The organism is Curtobacterium oceanosedimentum, assembly GCF_040545555.1.
Taxonomy (GTDB): domain Bacteria; phylum Actinomycetota; class Actinomycetes; order Actinomycetales; family Microbacteriaceae; genus Curtobacterium.
In genome coordinates this window covers 194,708-210,269 of sequence record NZ_JBEPMD010000002.1, presented here as the reverse complement: position 1 = coordinate 210,269, position 15,562 = coordinate 194,708, and the positions used below count along the sequence as shown (strand labels likewise).

General features: G+C 67.9%; 26 protein-coding genes. 25 read left to right on the top strand and 1 reads right to left on the bottom strand.

Features of this window, described 5'->3' with window-relative positions; translation table 11 throughout:
• Positions 1-18: 18 nt before the first annotated feature.
• The 19 genes from rplB (at position 19) to map (ending at position 10,554) form a co-directional block, all read left to right on the top strand.
• Positions 19-858 carry a 50S ribosomal protein L2 gene (gene rplB, locus ABIC52_RS02910; protein WP_058728264.1) on the top strand — a complete coding sequence of 280 codons (840 nt, stop codon included), beginning with the start codon at positions 19-21 and terminating at the stop codon, positions 856-858.
• 11 nt (positions 859-869) lie between these two features.
• Positions 870-1,151, top strand: a complete 282-nt coding sequence (gene rpsS / locus ABIC52_RS02905; RefSeq protein WP_017885529.1) for a 30S ribosomal protein S19 — start codon at positions 870-872, stop codon at positions 1,149-1,151.
• A 25-nt stretch (positions 1,152-1,176) separates the two neighbouring features.
• Positions 1,177-1,569: a 50S ribosomal protein L22 gene (rplV, locus tag ABIC52_RS02900; RefSeq protein WP_035809257.1), complete on the top strand. Its 393-nt coding sequence runs from the start codon at positions 1,177-1,179 to the stop codon at positions 1,567-1,569.
• Positions 1,569-2,366 carry a 30S ribosomal protein S3 gene (gene rpsC / locus ABIC52_RS02895; protein ID WP_022903280.1) on the top strand — a complete coding sequence of 266 codons (798 nt, stop codon included), beginning with the start codon at positions 1,569-1,571 and terminating at the stop codon, positions 2,364-2,366. The genes rplV and rpsC overlap by 1 nt, the downstream gene beginning before the upstream one ends.
• A 2-nt stretch (positions 2,367-2,368) precedes the next feature.
• The gene (gene rplP, locus ABIC52_RS02890; protein ID WP_022906346.1) at positions 2,369-2,788 is read left to right on the top strand and encodes a 50S ribosomal protein L16; all 420 of its coding nucleotides are present in this window, start codon (positions 2,369-2,371) and stop codon (positions 2,786-2,788) included.
• Entirely contained in the window at positions 2,788-3,105 is a 318-nt protein-coding gene (gene rpmC / locus ABIC52_RS02885; RefSeq protein WP_058728265.1) for a 50S ribosomal protein L29, read from the top strand. Before rplP ends, rpmC begins: the two co-directional genes overlap by 1 nt.
• A complete protein-coding gene (rpsQ, locus tag ABIC52_RS02880; RefSeq protein ID WP_066657023.1) occupies positions 3,105-3,389 on the top strand; it encodes a 30S ribosomal protein S17 in 285 nt (94 codons plus the stop codon). The genes rpmC and rpsQ overlap by 1 nt, the downstream gene beginning before the upstream one ends.
• Before the next feature lie 31 nt (positions 3,390-3,420).
• The gene (rplN, locus tag ABIC52_RS02875) at positions 3,421-3,789 is read left to right on the top strand and encodes a 50S ribosomal protein L14 (RefSeq protein WP_017885523.1); all 369 of its coding nucleotides are present in this window, start codon (positions 3,421-3,423) and stop codon (positions 3,787-3,789) included.
• Positions 3,790-3,792: 3 nt separating this feature from the next.
• Positions 3,793-4,152: a 50S ribosomal protein L24 gene (gene rplX / locus ABIC52_RS02870; protein WP_126890951.1), complete on the top strand. Its 360-nt coding sequence runs from the start codon at positions 3,793-3,795 to the stop codon at positions 4,150-4,152.
• Positions 4,152-4,742: a 50S ribosomal protein L5 gene (gene rplE / locus ABIC52_RS02865; protein WP_126890952.1), complete on the top strand. Its 591-nt coding sequence runs from the start codon at positions 4,152-4,154 to the stop codon at positions 4,740-4,742. The genes rplX and rplE overlap by 1 nt, the downstream gene beginning before the upstream one ends.
• Positions 4,743-4,921: 179 nt before the next feature.
• Positions 4,922-5,320 (top strand): 30S ribosomal protein S8, encoded by a 399-nt coding sequence (gene rpsH / locus ABIC52_RS02860; protein WP_065960021.1) that lies wholly within the window; start codon positions 4,922-4,924, stop codon positions 5,318-5,320.
• Between the two features lie 6 nt (positions 5,321-5,326).
• Complete coding sequence (gene rplF / locus ABIC52_RS02855) at positions 5,327-5,863, top strand: 50S ribosomal protein L6 (RefSeq protein WP_066657016.1); 537 nt, start codon at positions 5,327-5,329, stop codon at positions 5,861-5,863.
• A 2-nt stretch (positions 5,864-5,865) separates the two neighbouring features.
• Positions 5,866-6,237 carry a 50S ribosomal protein L18 gene (rplR, locus tag ABIC52_RS02850; protein WP_066657014.1) on the top strand — a complete coding sequence of 124 codons (372 nt, stop codon included), beginning with the start codon at positions 5,866-5,868 and terminating at the stop codon, positions 6,235-6,237.
• On the top strand, positions 6,234-7,013 hold the full coding sequence (gene rpsE, locus ABIC52_RS02845; RefSeq protein WP_126890953.1) for a 30S ribosomal protein S5: 780 nt from the start codon (positions 6,234-6,236) through the stop codon (positions 7,011-7,013). Before rplR ends, rpsE begins: the two co-directional genes overlap by 4 nt.
• Positions 7,013-7,198 (top strand): 50S ribosomal protein L30, encoded by a 186-nt coding sequence (rpmD, locus tag ABIC52_RS02840; protein ID WP_031273241.1) that lies wholly within the window; start codon positions 7,013-7,015, stop codon positions 7,196-7,198. Before rpsE ends, rpmD begins: the two co-directional genes overlap by 1 nt.
• A complete protein-coding gene (rplO, locus tag ABIC52_RS02835; protein WP_066657012.1) occupies positions 7,195-7,659 on the top strand; it encodes a 50S ribosomal protein L15 in 465 nt (154 codons plus the stop codon). Before rpmD ends, rplO begins: the two co-directional genes overlap by 4 nt.
• 146 nt (positions 7,660-7,805) lie before the next feature.
• Positions 7,806-9,128 carry a preprotein translocase subunit SecY gene (gene secY, locus ABIC52_RS02830; protein WP_126890954.1) on the top strand — a complete coding sequence of 441 codons (1,323 nt, stop codon included), beginning with the start codon at positions 7,806-7,808 and terminating at the stop codon, positions 9,126-9,128.
• Positions 9,125-9,715: an adenylate kinase gene (locus ABIC52_RS02825; protein WP_126890955.1), complete on the top strand. Its 591-nt coding sequence runs from the start codon at positions 9,125-9,127 to the stop codon at positions 9,713-9,715. Before secY ends, ABIC52_RS02825 begins: the two co-directional genes overlap by 4 nt.
• Before the next feature lie 8 nt (positions 9,716-9,723).
• A complete protein-coding gene (map, locus tag ABIC52_RS02820; RefSeq protein ID WP_354026587.1) occupies positions 9,724-10,554 on the top strand; it encodes a type I methionyl aminopeptidase in 831 nt (276 codons plus the stop codon).
• Between the two features lie 149 nt (positions 10,555-10,703).
• Here the strand turns inward: map and ABIC52_RS02815 are convergent, their stop codons facing one another.
• On the bottom strand, positions 10,704-11,981 hold the full coding sequence (locus ABIC52_RS02815) for an LCP family protein (RefSeq protein WP_354026586.1): 1,278 nt from the start codon (positions 11,979-11,981) through the stop codon (positions 10,704-10,706).
• A gap of 297 nt (positions 11,982-12,278) precedes the next feature.
• Between ABIC52_RS02815 and infA the strand changes: the two genes are divergently transcribed.
• From infA to rplQ, 6 genes are all read left to right on the top strand, one after another.
• Entirely contained in the window at positions 12,279-12,500 is a 222-nt protein-coding gene (infA, locus tag ABIC52_RS02810; protein WP_017885509.1) for a translation initiation factor IF-1, read from the top strand.
• A gap of 70 nt (positions 12,501-12,570) precedes the next feature.
• Positions 12,571-12,687: a 50S ribosomal protein L36 gene (rpmJ, locus tag ABIC52_RS02805; RefSeq protein ID WP_022903266.1), complete on the top strand. Its 117-nt coding sequence runs from the start codon at positions 12,571-12,573 to the stop codon at positions 12,685-12,687.
• Positions 12,688-12,835: 148 nt separating this feature from the next.
• On the top strand, positions 12,836-13,210 hold the full coding sequence (rpsM, locus tag ABIC52_RS02800; protein ID WP_058728274.1) for a 30S ribosomal protein S13: 375 nt from the start codon (positions 12,836-12,838) through the stop codon (positions 13,208-13,210).
• A gap of 9 nt (positions 13,211-13,219) precedes the next feature.
• The gene (rpsK, locus tag ABIC52_RS02795) at positions 13,220-13,618 is read left to right on the top strand and encodes a 30S ribosomal protein S11 (RefSeq protein WP_017885507.1); all 399 of its coding nucleotides are present in this window, start codon (positions 13,220-13,222) and stop codon (positions 13,616-13,618) included.
• A 205-nt stretch (positions 13,619-13,823) separates the two neighbouring features.
• A complete protein-coding gene (locus ABIC52_RS02790; RefSeq protein WP_126890957.1) occupies positions 13,824-14,816 on the top strand; it encodes a DNA-directed RNA polymerase subunit alpha in 993 nt (330 codons plus the stop codon).
• Positions 14,817-14,882: 66 nt separating this feature from the next.
• On the top strand, positions 14,883-15,440 hold the full coding sequence (gene rplQ, locus ABIC52_RS02785; protein WP_126890958.1) for a 50S ribosomal protein L17: 558 nt from the start codon (positions 14,883-14,885) through the stop codon (positions 15,438-15,440).
• The last annotated feature ends 122 nt before the right edge of the window (positions 15,441-15,562 follow it).

Sequence of the window (15,562 nt, the reverse complement as noted above, 5' to 3'; positions counted from 1 at the left end):
GGACCAGAGGGATAAATCATGGCTATTCGTAACTACAAGCCGACGACCCCCGGTCGTCGCGGCTCGTCGGTCGCCGACTTCGCTGAGATCACCCGTTCGACGCCGGAGAAGTCGCTGCTTCGTCCGCTGCCGAAGACCGGTGGCCGCAACAGCTCGGGCCGCATCACCACCCGCCACATCGGTGGTGGCCACAAGCGCCAGTACCGCGTGATCGACTTCCGTCGTCACGACAAGGACGGCGTGGACGCCAAGGTCGCACACATCGAGTACGACCCGAACCGCACCGCGCGCATCGCGCTCCTGCACTACGTCGACGGCACGAAGCGCTACATCATCGCGCCGAACAAGCTCAAGCAGGGCGACGTCATCGAGCAGGGCCCCGGCGCCGACATCAAGCCCGGCAACAACCTGCCGCTGCGCAACATCCCCGTGGGCACGGTCATCCACGCCATCGAGCTCCGCCCCGGTGGCGGCGCGAAGATGGCGCGTTCGGCCGGTGCCTCGGTCCGCCTCGTCGCCAAGGACGGCCCCTACGCGCAGCTCCGTCTGCCGTCGGGCGAGGTCCGCAACGTCGACGCCCGCTGCCGCGCCACCATCGGCGAGGTCGGCAACGCCGAGCAGTCCAACATCAACTGGGGCAAGGCCGGCCGCATGCGCTGGAAGGGCGTCCGCCCGACCGTGCGTGGTGTCGCGATGAACCCGGTCGACCACCCGCACGGTGGTGGTGAGGGCAAGACGTCCGGTGGTCGTCACCCGGTCAGCCCCTGGGGCCAGGCCGAGGGTCGTACGCGCAAGCCGAACAAGCCGAGCGACAAGCTCATCGTCCGTCGCCGTAACGCCGGCAAGAAGCGCAAGTAGGAGTTCAGAAGATGCCACGCAGTCTGAAGAAGGGCCCCTTCGTCGACGAGCACCTGCTCCGCAAGGTCGTCACGCAGAACGAGGCCAACACCAAGAACGTGATCCGTACCTGGTCGCGTCGCTCGATGATCGTCCCGAACATGCTCGGGCACACGATCGCCGTGCACGACGGCCGCAAGCACATCCCGGTGTTCGTCACCGAGTCGATGGTCGGTCACAAGCTCGGCGAGTTCGCGCCGACCCGCACCTTCCGTGGTCACGTGAAGGACGACAAGAAGGGCCGTCGCCGCTAAGGCGGGGACGAAGAGGAGGAACGAAATGGTGGAGTCGATCGCACGTGTGCGACACATCCGCGTCACGCCTCAGAAGGCCCGTCGCGTCATCGAGCTGATCCGCGGCAAGCAGGCTCACGAGGCCCTCGCCATCCTGAAGTTCGCCCCCCAGGGCGCTTCGGAGCCCGTGTACAAGCTGGTCGCCTCGGCGATCGCCAACGCACGTGTCAAGGCGGACTCGACGAACAGCTTCCTCGACGAGCGCGACCTCTACGTGAGCCGCGTCTTCGTCGACGAGGGCACGACCCTGAAGCGGTTCCAGCCGCGTGCCCAGGGCCGGGCCTTCCGCATCAACAAGCGCACCAGCCACATCACGGTCGTCCTCGCGACGCCGGACGAGGCCGAGGTCGCCGCGACGAGCAAGAAGGCGAGCAAGTAATGGGCCAGAAGGTCAACCCGTACGGCTTCCGTCTCGGGATCACGACGGACCACGTCTCGCACTGGTTCACCGACAGCACGAAGGCCGGTCAGCGCTACGCCGACTACGTGGCCGAGGACATCAAGGTGCGCGAGTACCTGAAGAAGACCCTCGACCGCGCCGGTGTCGCCCGCATCGAGCTCGAGCGCACCCGTGACCGCGTCCGAGTGGACATCCACACCGCGCGTCCGGGCATCGTCATCGGTCGCCGTGGCGCCGAGGCGGAGCGCGTCCGTGGCGAGCTCGAGAAGCTCACCAAGAAGCAGATCCAGCTCAACATCCTCGAGGTCAAGAACCCCGAGACCGAGGCCCAGCTCGTCGCGCAGGGCATCGCCGAGCAGCTCTCCGCTCGTGTCGCGTTCCGTCGCGCCATGCGCAAGGGCCTGCAGGGTGCACAGCGTGCCGGTGCCAAGGGTGTCCGCATCCAGGTGTCGGGTCGTCTCGGCGGCGCCGAGATGTCGCGCTCGGAGTTCTACCGCGAGGGCCGCGTGCCCCTGCACACGCTCCGCGCCAACATCGACTACGGCTTCTACGAGGCGCGCACCACCTTCGGTCGCATCGGCGTGAAGGTCTGGATCTACAAGGGCGACATCACGAACAAGGAGCTCGCTCGCGAGCAGGCGAACCAGCGTTCGTCGCGCCCGGAGCGTCGTGGCGGCCCCCGTGGCGAGCGCGGCGACCGTCGTGGCGGCGACCGTGGCGGCCGTCAGCAGCAGGCCCCGCAGGACGCGCCGGCCGGCGCAGGAGTTGAGGCGTAACCATGCTTATTCCCCGTCGAGTCAAGCACCGCAAGCAGCACCACCCGAAGCGCTCGGGTCAGGCCACCGGCGGTACCAAGGTCAGCTTCGGCGACTACGGTATCCAGGCCCTCACCCCGGCCTACGTGACCAACCGTCAGATCGAGTCCGCTCGTATCGCGATGACGCGTCACATCAAGCGTGGCGGCAAGGTGTGGATCAACATCTACCCGGACCGTCCGCTGACCAAGAAGCCGGCTGAGACCCGCATGGGTTCCGGTAAGGGCTCGCCCGAGTGGTGGGTCGCCAACGTCAAGCCGGGTCGTGTGCTCTTCGAGCTCTCCGGCGTCAACGAGGACATCGCCCGCGAGGCGCTGACCCGTGCAATCCACAAGCTGCCCCTCAAGGCACGCATCATCAAGCGCGAGGAGGGCGACGCGTAATGGCGATCGGTTCCAAGGAGCTCCGTCCCACGGAGCTCGACACGTTCGAGAACGAGCGTCTCGCTGACGAGCTGAAGAAGGCCAAGGAGGAACTCTTCAACCTCCGCTTCCAGTCGGCCACCGGCCAGCTGGAGAGCCACGGTCGTCTCCGTGCCGTCAAGCGCGACATCGCACGCATCTACACCGTCCTCCGCGAGCGCGAGCTCGGCATCCGTGCCACCCCCGCGCCCGTCGAGACCGCCACCAAGGCCAAGAAGACGAAGAAGGCTGACAAGCCGGCCGAGTCGACCGAGGCCGCTACCGCCGAGGAGAACTGATGGCGAACGAAGAGAACAACTCCGCCGCCTCGACCCGCGGCTACCGCAAGACGCGTCGCGGCTACGTGACGAGCGACAAGATGGACAAGACCATCGTGGTCGAGGTCGAGGACCGCGTGAAGCACGCGCTCTACGGCAAGATCATCCGCCGCACGTCCAAGGTGAAGGCCCACGACGAGCTCGGCACCGCTGGTGTCGGCGACCTCGTCGTGATCAGCGAGACCCGTCCCCTCAGCGCCTCCAAGCGCTGGCGCCTGGTCGAGATCCTCGAGAAGGCCAAGTAGGCCCCGGCCTGCTTCGGAATAGGAGACAGCAGTGATTCAGCAGGAATCCCGCCTGAAGGTCGCCGACAACACGGGTGCCAAGGAGATCTTGACCATCCGCGTGCTCGGTGGCTCGGGTCGTCGCTACGCCGGCCTCGGTGACGTCATCGTCGCCACGGTGAAGGACGCCATCCCCGGCGGCAACGTGAAGAAGGGTGACGTCGTCAAGGCGGTCATCGTTCGCACCAAGAAGGAGACCCGTCGTCAGGACGGCTCCTACATCAAGTTCGACGAGAACGCGGCAGTGATCCTCAAGGCCGACGGCGACCCGCGCGGTACGCGCATCTTCGGTCCTGTCGGTCGCGAGCTCCGTGACAAGAAGTTCATGAAGATCATCTCGCTCGCGCCGGAGGTGCTGTAAGCCATGGCGAACATCAAGAAGGGTGACCTCGTCCAGGTCATCACGGGCGCCAAGCAGGAGCGTGGCGGCGACCGTGGCAAGCAGGGCAAGGTCATCGAGGTCCTCAAGGACAAGAACCGCGTCGTCGTCGAGGGCGTGAACTTCGTGACGAAGCACGTCCGCGTCGGCCAGACGCAGCGCGGGTCGAAGACCGGTGGCATCGAGCAGCACGAGGCTCCGATCCACGTGTCGAACGTCGCCATCGTCGACCCGAAGACCAAGAAGCCGACCCGCGTCGGCTTCCGTACCGAAGAGGTGGAGAAGGACGGCGTGAAGAAGACCGTCCGCGTCCGCTACGCCAAGAAGTCGGGTGAGAAGCTCTGATGACCGACACGACTGCCGCGCCGGAGACCAAGGTCGAGCCGCGCCTCAAGCAGAAGTACAAGAACGAGATCAAGACCGCTCTCACCGAGCAGTTCGGGTACGCGAACGTCAACCAGGTCCCCGGCCTGGTCAAGGTCGTCGTGAACACCGGTGTCGGTGAGGCCGCTCGTGACTCCAAGGTGATCGACGGGGCCGTCAAGGACCTCACCGCGATCACCGGTCAGAAGCCGGTCGTGACGAAGGCCCGCAAGTCCATCGCGCAGTTCAAGCTGCGTGAGGGCCAGGCCATCGGCGCGCACGTCACCCTCCGCGGCGACCGCGCGTGGGAGTTCATCGACCGCCTCGTCACCCTCGCCCTGCCCCGCATCCGCGACTTCCGCGGTCTCAGCGACAAGCAGTTCGACGGCAACGGCAACTACACGTTCGGTCTCACGGAGCAGTCGATGTTCCACGAGATCGACCAGGACCGCATCGACCGCGTGCGTGGCTTCGACATCACCGTCGTGACCACCGCGAAGACGGACGACGAGGGCCGCGCGCTGCTCCGCCAGCTCGGCTTCCCGTTCCGTTCGGCCGACCAGACGGTCTAAGATAGTCCGGGCGCTGCGGGCCGGAGGATTCACGTCCTCCGGCCCGCACGCACGAACACCGGCCGACGGCGACAGCCGCCGGCCCCCAGGTCTCCGGGATCCGCTCGGAGACCACCCGATCGCTCAGGTCGGCATTCGTGGAACGGGTGTCGAAACCAGGCGAAGAATGGACGACCATCATGACGATGACCGATCCGGTCGCAGACATGCTGACCAGATTGCGGAACGCGAACTCGGCGCACCACGACGCCGTCTCGCTCCCCAGCTCCAAGCTGAAGAAGAACATCGCCGAGATCCTCAAGCGCGAGGGTTACATCAGCGAGTGGAAGATCGAGGATGCCCGCGTCGGGCAGACCCTCACGATCGACCTGAAGTACGGCCCCGAGCGCGAGCGTTCGATCGCCGGCATCAAGCGCGTCTCGAAGCCCGGTCTCCGGGTCTACGCGAAGTCGACGGAGCTCCCCCAGGTCCTCGGTGGCCTCGGCGTGGCGATCCTCTCGACCTCGTCGGGACTGCTCACCGACCGTGAAGCCGAGCAGAAGGGCGTGGGTGGGGAAGTCCTCGCCTACGTGTGGTGATCGACAATGTCTCGAATCGGACGTCTTCCCATTGACATCCCCGCGGGTGTGACCGTCGCCATCGACGGCCAGACCGTCGCGGTCAAGGGCCCGAAGGGCGAGCTCGCGCTCACCGTCGCGGAGCCCATCCAGGCCAAGGTCGAGGAGAACCAGGTCCTCGTCACCCGTCCGGACGACGAGCGCAGCTCGCGTGCGCTGCACGGCCTGACCCGCACCCTCATCGCGAACAACATCGTCGGCGTGACCCAGGGCTACTCCAAGGGCCTCGAGGTCGTCGGTACCGGTTACCGCGTCGCGGCGAAGGGCAGCAACGTCGAGTTCGCGCTCGGCTACTCCCACCCCATCACGGTCGAGCCGCCGGCGGGCATCAGCTTCGCCGTCGAGGGCAACAACAAGCTCACCGTGTCGGGCATCGACAAGCAGGCCGTCGGCGAGGTGGCTGCCAACATCCGCAAGCTGCGCAAGCCCGAGCCCTACAAGGGCAAGGGTGTCCGCTACGCGGGCGAGATCGTGCGCCGCAAGGCCGGAAAGTCAGGTAAGTGATCATGGCTCTCGGTATCCGAGGAAAGAGCAAGTCGGCCGCCAAGGCGCGCCGTCACAACCGTCTCCGCAAGAAGATCACCGGCACCGAGGCGCGTCCGCGTCTCGCCGTCACCCGTTCGTCGCGTCACGTGTTCGTCCAGGTCATCGACGACGCGAAGGGCCACACCCTGGCCAGCGCATCGACGATGGAGGCCGACCTCCGTTCGTTCGACGGCGACAAGACGGCCAAGGCCCGTCGCATCGGCGAGCTCGTCGCCGAGCGTGCGAAGGCCGCTGGCGTCGAGGCCGTGGTCTTCGACCGCGGTGGGAGCAAGTACGCCGGTCGCGTCGCCGCGATCGCCGATGGTGCCCGTGAAGGAGGGCTGAACCTGTGAGCGACATCGCGAACAACAACGAAGCGGCCGAGACCGAGACCGAGACCGCTGCTGCGACGGAGACCGTCGCCAAGGCCGCGGCCGGCAAGGAAGCGGAAGCCCCTGCCGTCGCCGAGCGTCCGGTCGAGACCGCCGCGGGCTCCGCGTCGAACAACCGCGACAACGCCGACCAGCGCGGCCGTCGTGGCGGTGGACGTGACCGTCAGCAGGGTCGTGACCGCAACAACCGCGGTGGCGACAGCCAGTTCCTCGAGCGCGTGGTGACCATCAACCGCGTCTCGAAGGTCGTCAAGGGTGGTCGTCGCTTCAGCTTCACGGCGCTCGTCGTCGTCGGTGACGGCAACGGCCTCGTCGGTGTCGGCTACGGCAAGGCGAAGGAAGTCCCGACCGCGATCTCGAAGGGCGTCGAGGAGGCGAAGAAGAACTTCTTCCGCGTCCCGCGCGTCGGCAACACCATCCCGCACCCGGTGCAGGGTGAGGCCGCTGCCGGTGTCGTCCTGCTGCGTCCGGCCGCTGCCGGTACCGGTGTCATCGCCGGTGGTCCGGTCCGCGCCGTGCTCGAGTGCGCCGGCATCCACGACGTCCTGAGCAAGTCGCTCGGTTCGTCGAACACGATCAACATCGTGCACGCGACCGTCGAGGCGCTGCAGCAGCTCGAGGAGCCCCGCGCCGTCGCGAGCCGTCGTGGCCTCGACGTCGACCGGGTCGTCCCGGCTCGTCTGCTCCACGCCGAGGCTGCGGCGCTGCGTGCCGCGACCGAGAAGGCAGGTGCGTGATGGCGATGCTGAAGATCACGCAGACGAAGTCCGTTATCAGCGAGAAGCAGTACCAGCGCGACACCCTGCGCAGCCTGGGCCTCAAGCGCATCGGCCGTACGGTCCTGCGTGAGGACAACGCCCAGAACCGCGGGTACATCGCGACGGTGGCGCACCTCGTGAAGGTCGAGGAGGTCGACGCATGAGCGACGAGAAGAACGAGCGGGTCCAGGTGCTGAAGCTGCACCACCTCCGCCCGGCTGCCGGTTCCAAGAAGGACCGCACCCGTGTCGGCCGTGGTGAGGGCTCGAAGGGCAAGACCGCCGGCCGCGGTACCAAGGGCCAGAAGGCTCGCTACCAGGTCAAGGTCGGCTTCGAGGGTGGGCAGATGCCGCTGCACATGCGCACCCCGAAGCTCCGCGGGTTCAAGAACCCGTTCCGCGTCGAGTACCAGGTCGTGAACCTGGACAAGATCGCGGAGCTCTACCCGAACGGTGGCGACGTCACCGTTGCGGACCTGGTCGCCAAGGGCGCCGTCCGCAAGAACGAGAAGGTCAAGGTTCTCGGTCAGGGTGACATCAGCGTGAAGCTCACGGTCTCGGTCGACAAGGTCTCGGCGTCCGCCGCCGAGAAGATCGTGGCTGCTGGCGGAACCGTCTCCCAGTAACCCCCGTCGGCGGCCCGTGCGTTTGCGCACGGGCCGCCGTTACGGTTTCCTTGACAGTGGCCGGCGTCCGTCGGCCAGGTCGGCGCTGCCGATCGACACCGTGATGACCCCGATCGGGTCGCCGGTCCCAGAAGTTCGGAGTCCTCGTGTTCAGAGCGGTCGCGCGCATCATGCGCACCCCAGATCTTCGCAAGAAGATCGGCTTCACCCTCGCGATCATCGCGCTGTTCCGTCTCGGGTCGTACATCCCCGCGCCGTTCGTCGACTACACCGCCGTGCAGAGCTGTCTCGCCAGCGCGTCGTCCTCCGGCGGCCTCTACGACCTGATCAACCTCTTCTCCGGCGGCGCGCTGCTCAAGCTCTCGGTCTTCGCGCTCGGGATCATGCCGTACATCACGTCGTCGATCATCGTGCAGTTGCTGCGCGTGGTCATCCCGCACTTCGACGCCCTCTACAAGGAGGGCCAGTCCGGCCAGGCCAAGCTGACGCAGTACACGCGCTACCTCACCATCGCGCTCGGTGTCCTGCAGTCGACCACCCTCATCACGGTCGCGCGCTCCGGTGCTCTGTTCGGCACGAACGCCTCCGCCTCCTGCTCGTCGATCATCTCGAACGACAGCTGGTACGCGATCATGCTGATGGTCGTGACGCTGACCGCCGGTACGGGTCTCATCATGTGGATGGGCGAGCTCGTCACCGAGCGCGGCATCGGCAACGGCATGTCGCTGCTGATCTTCACGTCCATCGCGGCGCAGTTCCCGTCGGCGCTCTGGGCGATCGAGCAGTCGCAGTCCTTCGAGCTCTTCCTCTTCGTCATCCTGGTCGGCCTGGTCATCATGATGGCGGTCGTCTTCGTCGAGCAGTCGCAGCGGCGCATCCCGGTGCAGTACGCCAAGCGCATGGTCGGTCGTCGCACCTACGGCGGCAACAACACCTACATCCCGATCAAGGTGAACATGGCCGGCGTCGTGCCCGTCATCTTCGCCTCGTCGCTGCTGTACCTGCCGGCCCTGGTCGCGCAGTTCAACCAGCCCTCGGACGGCTCCGAGCCGGCCGCGTGGGTGACCTGGATCCAGAACAACCTGACCTCGGGTGACAACTGGTTCTACATGGTCCTGTACTTCCTGCTCATCGTCGGGTTCACGTACTTCTACGTCGCGATCACCTTCAACCCCGAAGAGGTCGCCGACAACATGAAGAAGTACGGCGGCTTCATCCCGGGCATCCGGGCCGGTCGTCCGACGGCCGAGTACCTCGACTACGTCCTGACCCGGGTGACGTTGCCCGGCTCGCTCTACCTCGGTCTCATCGCGCTCATCCCGCTGGCAGCACTGGCGCTGTTCGGCGCGAACCAGAACTTCCCGTTCGGCGGCGCGAGCATCCTCATCATCGTGGGTGTCGGTCTCGAGACCGTGAAGCAGATCGACTCGCAGCTGCAGCAACGTCACTACGAAGGGCTTCTCCGTTGAGCGCACGTCTCATCATCGTCGGACCTCCCGGAGCCGGGAAGGGCACCCAGGCCGGTCGGATCGCCGAGGGCTTCGGCGTCCCCGCGATCTCCACGGGTGACATCTTCCGCAAGAACGTCTCCGAGGGCACCCCGCTGGGTGTGCAGGCGAAGGCGATCATGGACGCGGGCAACTACGTGCCCGACGAGCTGACGAACGAGCTCGTCAAGTCGCGGCTGAGCGAGCCGGATGCCGAGCAGGGCTTCCTGCTCGACGGCTACCCGCGGACCGTGGGGCAGGTCGAGTACCTCGACGCGCTGCTCGCCGAGCAGGGCACCGGGATCGACGCCGTCGTGCAGCTCGTCGCCGACCAGGACGCGCTCGTGGCGCGACTCCTGAAGCGTGCCGAGGAGCAGGGCCGCAGCGACGACAACGAGGAGACGATCCGTCGTCGCCAGGAGGTCTACACGGAGCAGACGGCCCCGATCGTGGCGGCCTACGCCGAGCGCGGTCTCGTGGTCGACGTCGACGGGCTCGGCGGGATCGACGAGGTCGGTGACCGCATCCAGGCGGCGCTGACGTCGCGCGGCCTCACCGCGGGCGTCTGACTCCCGTCGTGCGGCGTCGGAAGCCCTCGATCTACAAGTCGCCGGAGGAACTCCGGGCGATGGTCCGCCCCGGGCTGCTCACCGAGGCTGCCCTCGGTGCGGTCCGTGCCGCGATGCGTCCCGGCATCACCACGGGCGAGCTCGACGCGATCGCCGAGCGCACGATCCGTGACGGTGGCGGTGTGCCGAACTTCCAGCTCGTCCCGGGCTACCGGCACACCCTGTGCGTGTCGGTGAACGACGAGATCGTCCACGGGATCCCCGGGGACCGCGTCCTCGCACCGGGCGACATCGTCTCGGTCGACGCCGGTGCCGAGGTCGACGGGTGGAACGGTGACAGCGCCTTCACGACCGTCCTGCCCGGCGGGGACGCCACGTCCACCACGGCTCGGCAGTCGCTCTGCGACACGACGGAGCGCGCCCTCTGGCACGGCATCGCCGCGCTCGCGCACGCGCGGAACCTCAACGAGGTCGGCGCCGTGATCGAGGACGCCGTCGACGAGACGGGGACCTGGGGCATCGTGGAGGACTTCACGGGGCACGGGATCGGCCGCTCGATGCACGAGGACCCGCCCGTCTTCAACTACCGTGTCCGCGGTGCCGGCCCGGCCGTCCGACCCGGGCTGGTCGTCGCGATCGAGCCGATGGTGACGGCCGGGACGATCGACAGCTCGACGGACGACGACGAGTGGACGATCAGGACGCTCGACGGCTCCGACGCGGCGCACTGGGAGCACTCCGTCGCCGTGCACGCGGACGGCATCTGGGTGCTCACCGCCTCCGACGGCGGCGCCTCGGGTCTCGTACCGCTCGGCGTCACGCCGGTCCCCGTCCCGTAGGGACGACCGCCGCCGTTCCGCCCCGGCGGATCCTTCCGCGCGCCCGGCCGGGAGGCTCGCCCCGACTCCGCGGGTCGTCTCCCGTCACCGACGCTGGCCGGTACCGGCTCCGGTACGAGTGACCGCGCCGGCGCCGGTTCCCGACGGGCTCAGTTCCCGACGGAGCAGGTCTGCTCGGAGGCGGACTGCCCGGAGATGTTCGAGGGCAGCGGCGTCGCCGTCGGCGTGCCACCAGCCGGCGCAGCACCCGACGCAGCACCGGACGGCGCACCGCCCGAGGTGTCACCGCTGCCGGCCGGCGCCTCGCCGGGGGCCGTGTCCGTGCCCGGCGTGCTGCCCGCGGTGGCGGACTCCTCCGACGCGCGGCCGGTCGTGGAGTCGCTGAGCGAGGTCTTGCGGTCCTGCTGCAGCACGACGTTGAGCTCGTGCGCAGCCGCCTCGTCGACGAGCACGTGCGCGGTGTCGGACGGGTCGTCCACGACCGGGTACTGCACGAACAGCATGTCCGACGTGCTCATGCCCCGGAGCGTCGAGGCGAGCCCGACGAGCGTCCGGGTCTGCGCCAGACCGTCCGAGAGCGTCATGTTCGACAGTGCCGCACCGGCCAGCTTGTAGAGGGTCACCGGGTTCGACAGGGTGCCGTCCGAGGCCACCTTGCGGAGCAGGGCCGACAGGAACACCTGCTGCGAGCTGATGCGCGCGAGGTCGCTGCCGTCGCCGACGCCGTGTCGGCTGCGCAGGAACGCCAGCGCGTCCTGGCCCTCGAGCGTGTGCTGTCCGGCGGCGAGGTGCAGGCCCGTGTACGAGTCGTCGATCGGCTTCGCCACGCAGACGTCGACACCGCCCAGGGCGTTCGACATCTCGATCACGCCGTCGAAGGTGATGAGCCCGGCGTACGGGATGGTGAGCCCGGTGAGGTTCTCGACGGTGTCCACGGCGCAGGAGATCCCGCCGCGCCCGAGCGACTCGTTGATGAGCTCCCGGTCGACGGCCGGGTACGAGGTGCCGGTCTCGGGGTTCGTGCACGCCGGGATCGGCACCTTGAGGTCGCGGGGGAAGCTGACCGCCGTGAGCTGCTGGTGGTCCTGCGAGATGTGGACGAGGATCGTGACGTCGTTGCGGGCGCCCTCGACGTCCTCGTCGGAGTCGAACTGCCCGACGCGGGTGTCGCTGCCGAGGAGCAGGATGTTCGCCCCGCCCTGCATCGCGGTGATGTCGGCCGTCTTCGCGGTGTTCTGGTCGTCCTTGCTGAGCTCGACGGTGTGCGGTGCGGCGGCGAGCTGCGCGCCGGCGATGGCCGCGACGCTCGTGCCGCTGACCAGGACGACGGCGACGGCGGCCGCGACGAACCCCAGCAGCGTGCCCCATCCGCGACGGCGCGGCAGCCGGCCGTGGCGGGCGAGGGGGCGGCGGGGTGCTTCGGGCACGTGGTCTCCGATCGGTTCTCCGGCGCAGGTGCCGGACGGTCAGCGATCGCCAGGCTACGGCGGTGGGCCCGGTCCGCAACCGGGAAGCGACCGAGGATCCACTCTGGACCGTTCAGCCCGGGGCACGACAGCCCCAGACGGAGGGACCCGGCGCGGCCCGGAACCCGCCGGCACTTGGCAATCTGCGCTCGATCCCATACGATTGATCTTTGGTGTGTCATGCCCTTCGGCGTGGCGCCCGACCCGCAGACCGGCTCGGGGATCACACCGGTAATCCAACCAAGCGACAGTGAGGCTATGGCCAAGAAAGACGGCGTCATCGAGATCGAGGGCTCGGTGCTCGAAGCTCTGCCCAACGCGATGTTCCGCGTTGAGCTGACCAACGGACACAAGGTCCTCGCGCACATCTCCGGGAAGATGCGCCAGCACTACATCCGTATCCTCCCCGAGGACCGCGTGATCGTGGAGCTGAGCCCGTACGACCTGACCCGCGGCCGGATCGTCTACCGCTACAAGTGATCCGCGAGCTGGAAAGGAACGGCTCGGCGAACCCGCCGGGCACGAAGCCAGCGAGCAACAGGAAGCAATCATGAAGGTCAACCCCAGCGTCAAGCCCATCTGCGAGCACTGCCGTGTCATCCGCCGCAAGGGCCGCGTCATGGTGATCTGCAAGAGCAACCCGCGCCACAAGCAGCGCCAGGGCTGAGCTCCCAGCAGGACCCACAACTCAACACTGCACACGCAGTACCAGAACCCCGTCGCGACCTCGGTCACCGGCGGGGGGACACCTCGGGGCGGAGGCCCGGGCACCGGTACTGCGCCACACCTCCACCGAAAACAGGAGCAGCCAGCACATGGCACGTCTAGCAGGCGTCGACATCCCGCGCGAGAAGCGCGTGGAGATCGCACTCACGTACATCTACGGCGTCGGCCGTACCCGCGCGGTCCAGGCACTCGCCGAGACCGGTATCTCCGGTGACATCCGCGTCAAGGACCTGACCGACGACCAGCTCGTCGCCCTCCGTGACTTCATCGAGGGCAACTTCAAGGTGGAGGGTGACCTCCGCCGCGAGGTCGCCGCCGACATCCGCCGCAAGGTCGAGATCGGTAGCTACGAGGGTCTCCGCCACCGTCGTGGTCTCCCGGTGCGTGGTCAGCGCACCAAGACCAACGCGCGTACCCGCAAGGGACCGAAGCGCACCGTGGCAGGCAAGAAGAAGGCCCGATAGGAGATCATCATGGCTACCCCCAAGACTGCCGCGCGCAAGCCGCGTCGCAAGGAGAAGAAGAACGTCGCCGTGGGCCAGGCCCACATCAAGAGCACGTTCAACAACACCATCGTCAGCATCACCGACCCGTCGGGTGCCGTCCTCAGCTGGGCGTCCTCGGGTGCCGTGGGCTTCAAGGGTTCGCGCAAGTCGACGCCGTTCGCGGCGCAGCTCGCCGCCGAGTCCGCTGCGCGTCAGGCGCAGGAGCACGGCGTCAAGAAGGTCGACGTCTTCGTCAAGGGCCCGGGCTCGGGTCGCGAGACCGCGATCCGTTCGCTCCAGGCCGCTGGCCTCGAGGTCGGCTCGATCAACGACGTCACCCCGCAGGCGCACAACGGCTGCCGCCCGCCGAAGCGTCGCCGCGTCTGACGCGAGGAGCAACCGGCCGTTCCCCGCTCGTCCCCTGACCGGGGCGAGCGGGGCCGGCCATTCCTGGTCGTTCGATCGCGCACGTCGGGCCCTCCCGGCCCTGCGCTGCGCGTGATCACAACTCAACAGACCCGTCGGGGCCCGGTCGGCCCCGTCGTACCGCCGAGTGTCATATAGCGGACACTCCGCCGAAAGGAATCCCACAGTGCTCATTGCACAGCGCCCCACCCTGACCGAGGAGTCGATCTCCGAGTACCGCTCGCGCTTCGTCATCGAGCCGCTCGAGCCGGGCTTCGGTTACACCCTCGGCAACTCGCTGCGCCGCACGCTCCTCTCCTCGATCCCCGGCGCGGCTGTCACCAGCATCCGCATCGACGGCGTCCTCCACGAGTTCAGCACCGTCCCCGGTGTCAAGGAAGACGTCACCGAGATCATCCTCAACATCAAGAGCCTCGTCGTCTCCAGCGAGCACGACGAGCCGATCACCGCGTACCTGCGCAAGCAGGGTGCCGGTCAGGTCACCGCGGCGGACATCTCCGCTCCGGCCGGCGTCGAGATCCACAACCCGGACCTCGTCATCGCGACCCTGAACGACACCGCGCGGTTCGAGCTCGAGCTGACGATCGAGCGTGGCCGCGGCTACGTCTCGGCGACGCAGAACCGTTCCGAGTTCAGCGAGGCCGGGCAGATCCCGATCGACTCGATCTACTCGCCGGTCCTCAAGGTCACCTACCGCGTCGAGGCGACGCGTGCCGGTGAGCGCACGGACTTCGACCGCCTGGTCGTCGACGTCGAGTCGAAGCCGGCGATCTCGCCGCGCGACGCCATCGCCTCGGCCGGCCGCACGCTGGTCGAGCTGTTCGGTCTCGCCCGCGAGCTGAACACGGCGGCCGAGGGCATCGAGATCGGCCCCGCGCCGGTCGACGCGGTGCTCTCGAACGAGCTGCAGACCCCGATCGAGGACCTCGACCTGTCGGTCCGCAGCTACAACTGCCTCAAGCGGGAGGGCATCAACACGGTGTCCGAGCTCGTCGCCCTGTCGGAGACGCAGCTCATGAACATCCGCAACTTCGGTCAGAAGTCGGTGGACGAGGTCAAGGACAAGCTCACCGAGCTCGGCCTGTCCCTCAAGGACACCGTCCCCGGATTCGACGGCGCCCACTTCTACAGCGGGTACGACGAGGACGAGTCCAACTGACCTCGCGCTGACGCGCACGCGCACCGATGAGTCGGTGCGCACCACCATCACCACTGGAGAACTGACATGCCGAAGCCCACCAAGGGCCCCCGCCTCGGTGGCGGCCCCGCCCACGAGCGCCTGCTCCTGAGCAACCTCGCCAACGCCCTCTTCACGCACGGTCGCATCACGACCACCGAGACGAAGGCCAAGCGCCTGCGTCCCGTCGCCGAGCGTCTCATCACGTTCGCGAAGCGTGGCGACCTGCACGCGCGTCGTCGTGTGATCGCTCAGCTGCGCGACAAGTCCGTCGTGCACACGCTGTTCACCGAGATCGCCCCGCAGGTCGAGGACCGTCAGGGCGGCTACACCCGCATCACGAAGCTCGGCTTCCGCAAGGGTGACAACGCGCCGCTCGCCTCGATCGAGCTCGTCCTCGAGCCGGTGTCCAGCACGCCGGCCCCGGTGACGCGCACCGCGGCCCCGGCTGCTGCCGCTCCGGCCGAGGAGACCCCGGCCGAGGAGACCCCGGTCGAGTCCACGGAGACGACCGAGGAGTCCGCTCCGGTCGAGGCCGAGACCGAGACCCCGGCTGCCGCCGAGGTCGAGGCCGACGCCGAGGCCAAGTCGGACGACGCCAAGTAGGTCCAGCACCACCGCACGGAACCCCCGCGACGCACGTCGCGGGGGTTCCGTCGTCCCTGCGGGGCGCGTGCCGTCGGACGGGAGGGTCGGGACGGCGCCGCCACGGGCCTCCCGTCCGGAGC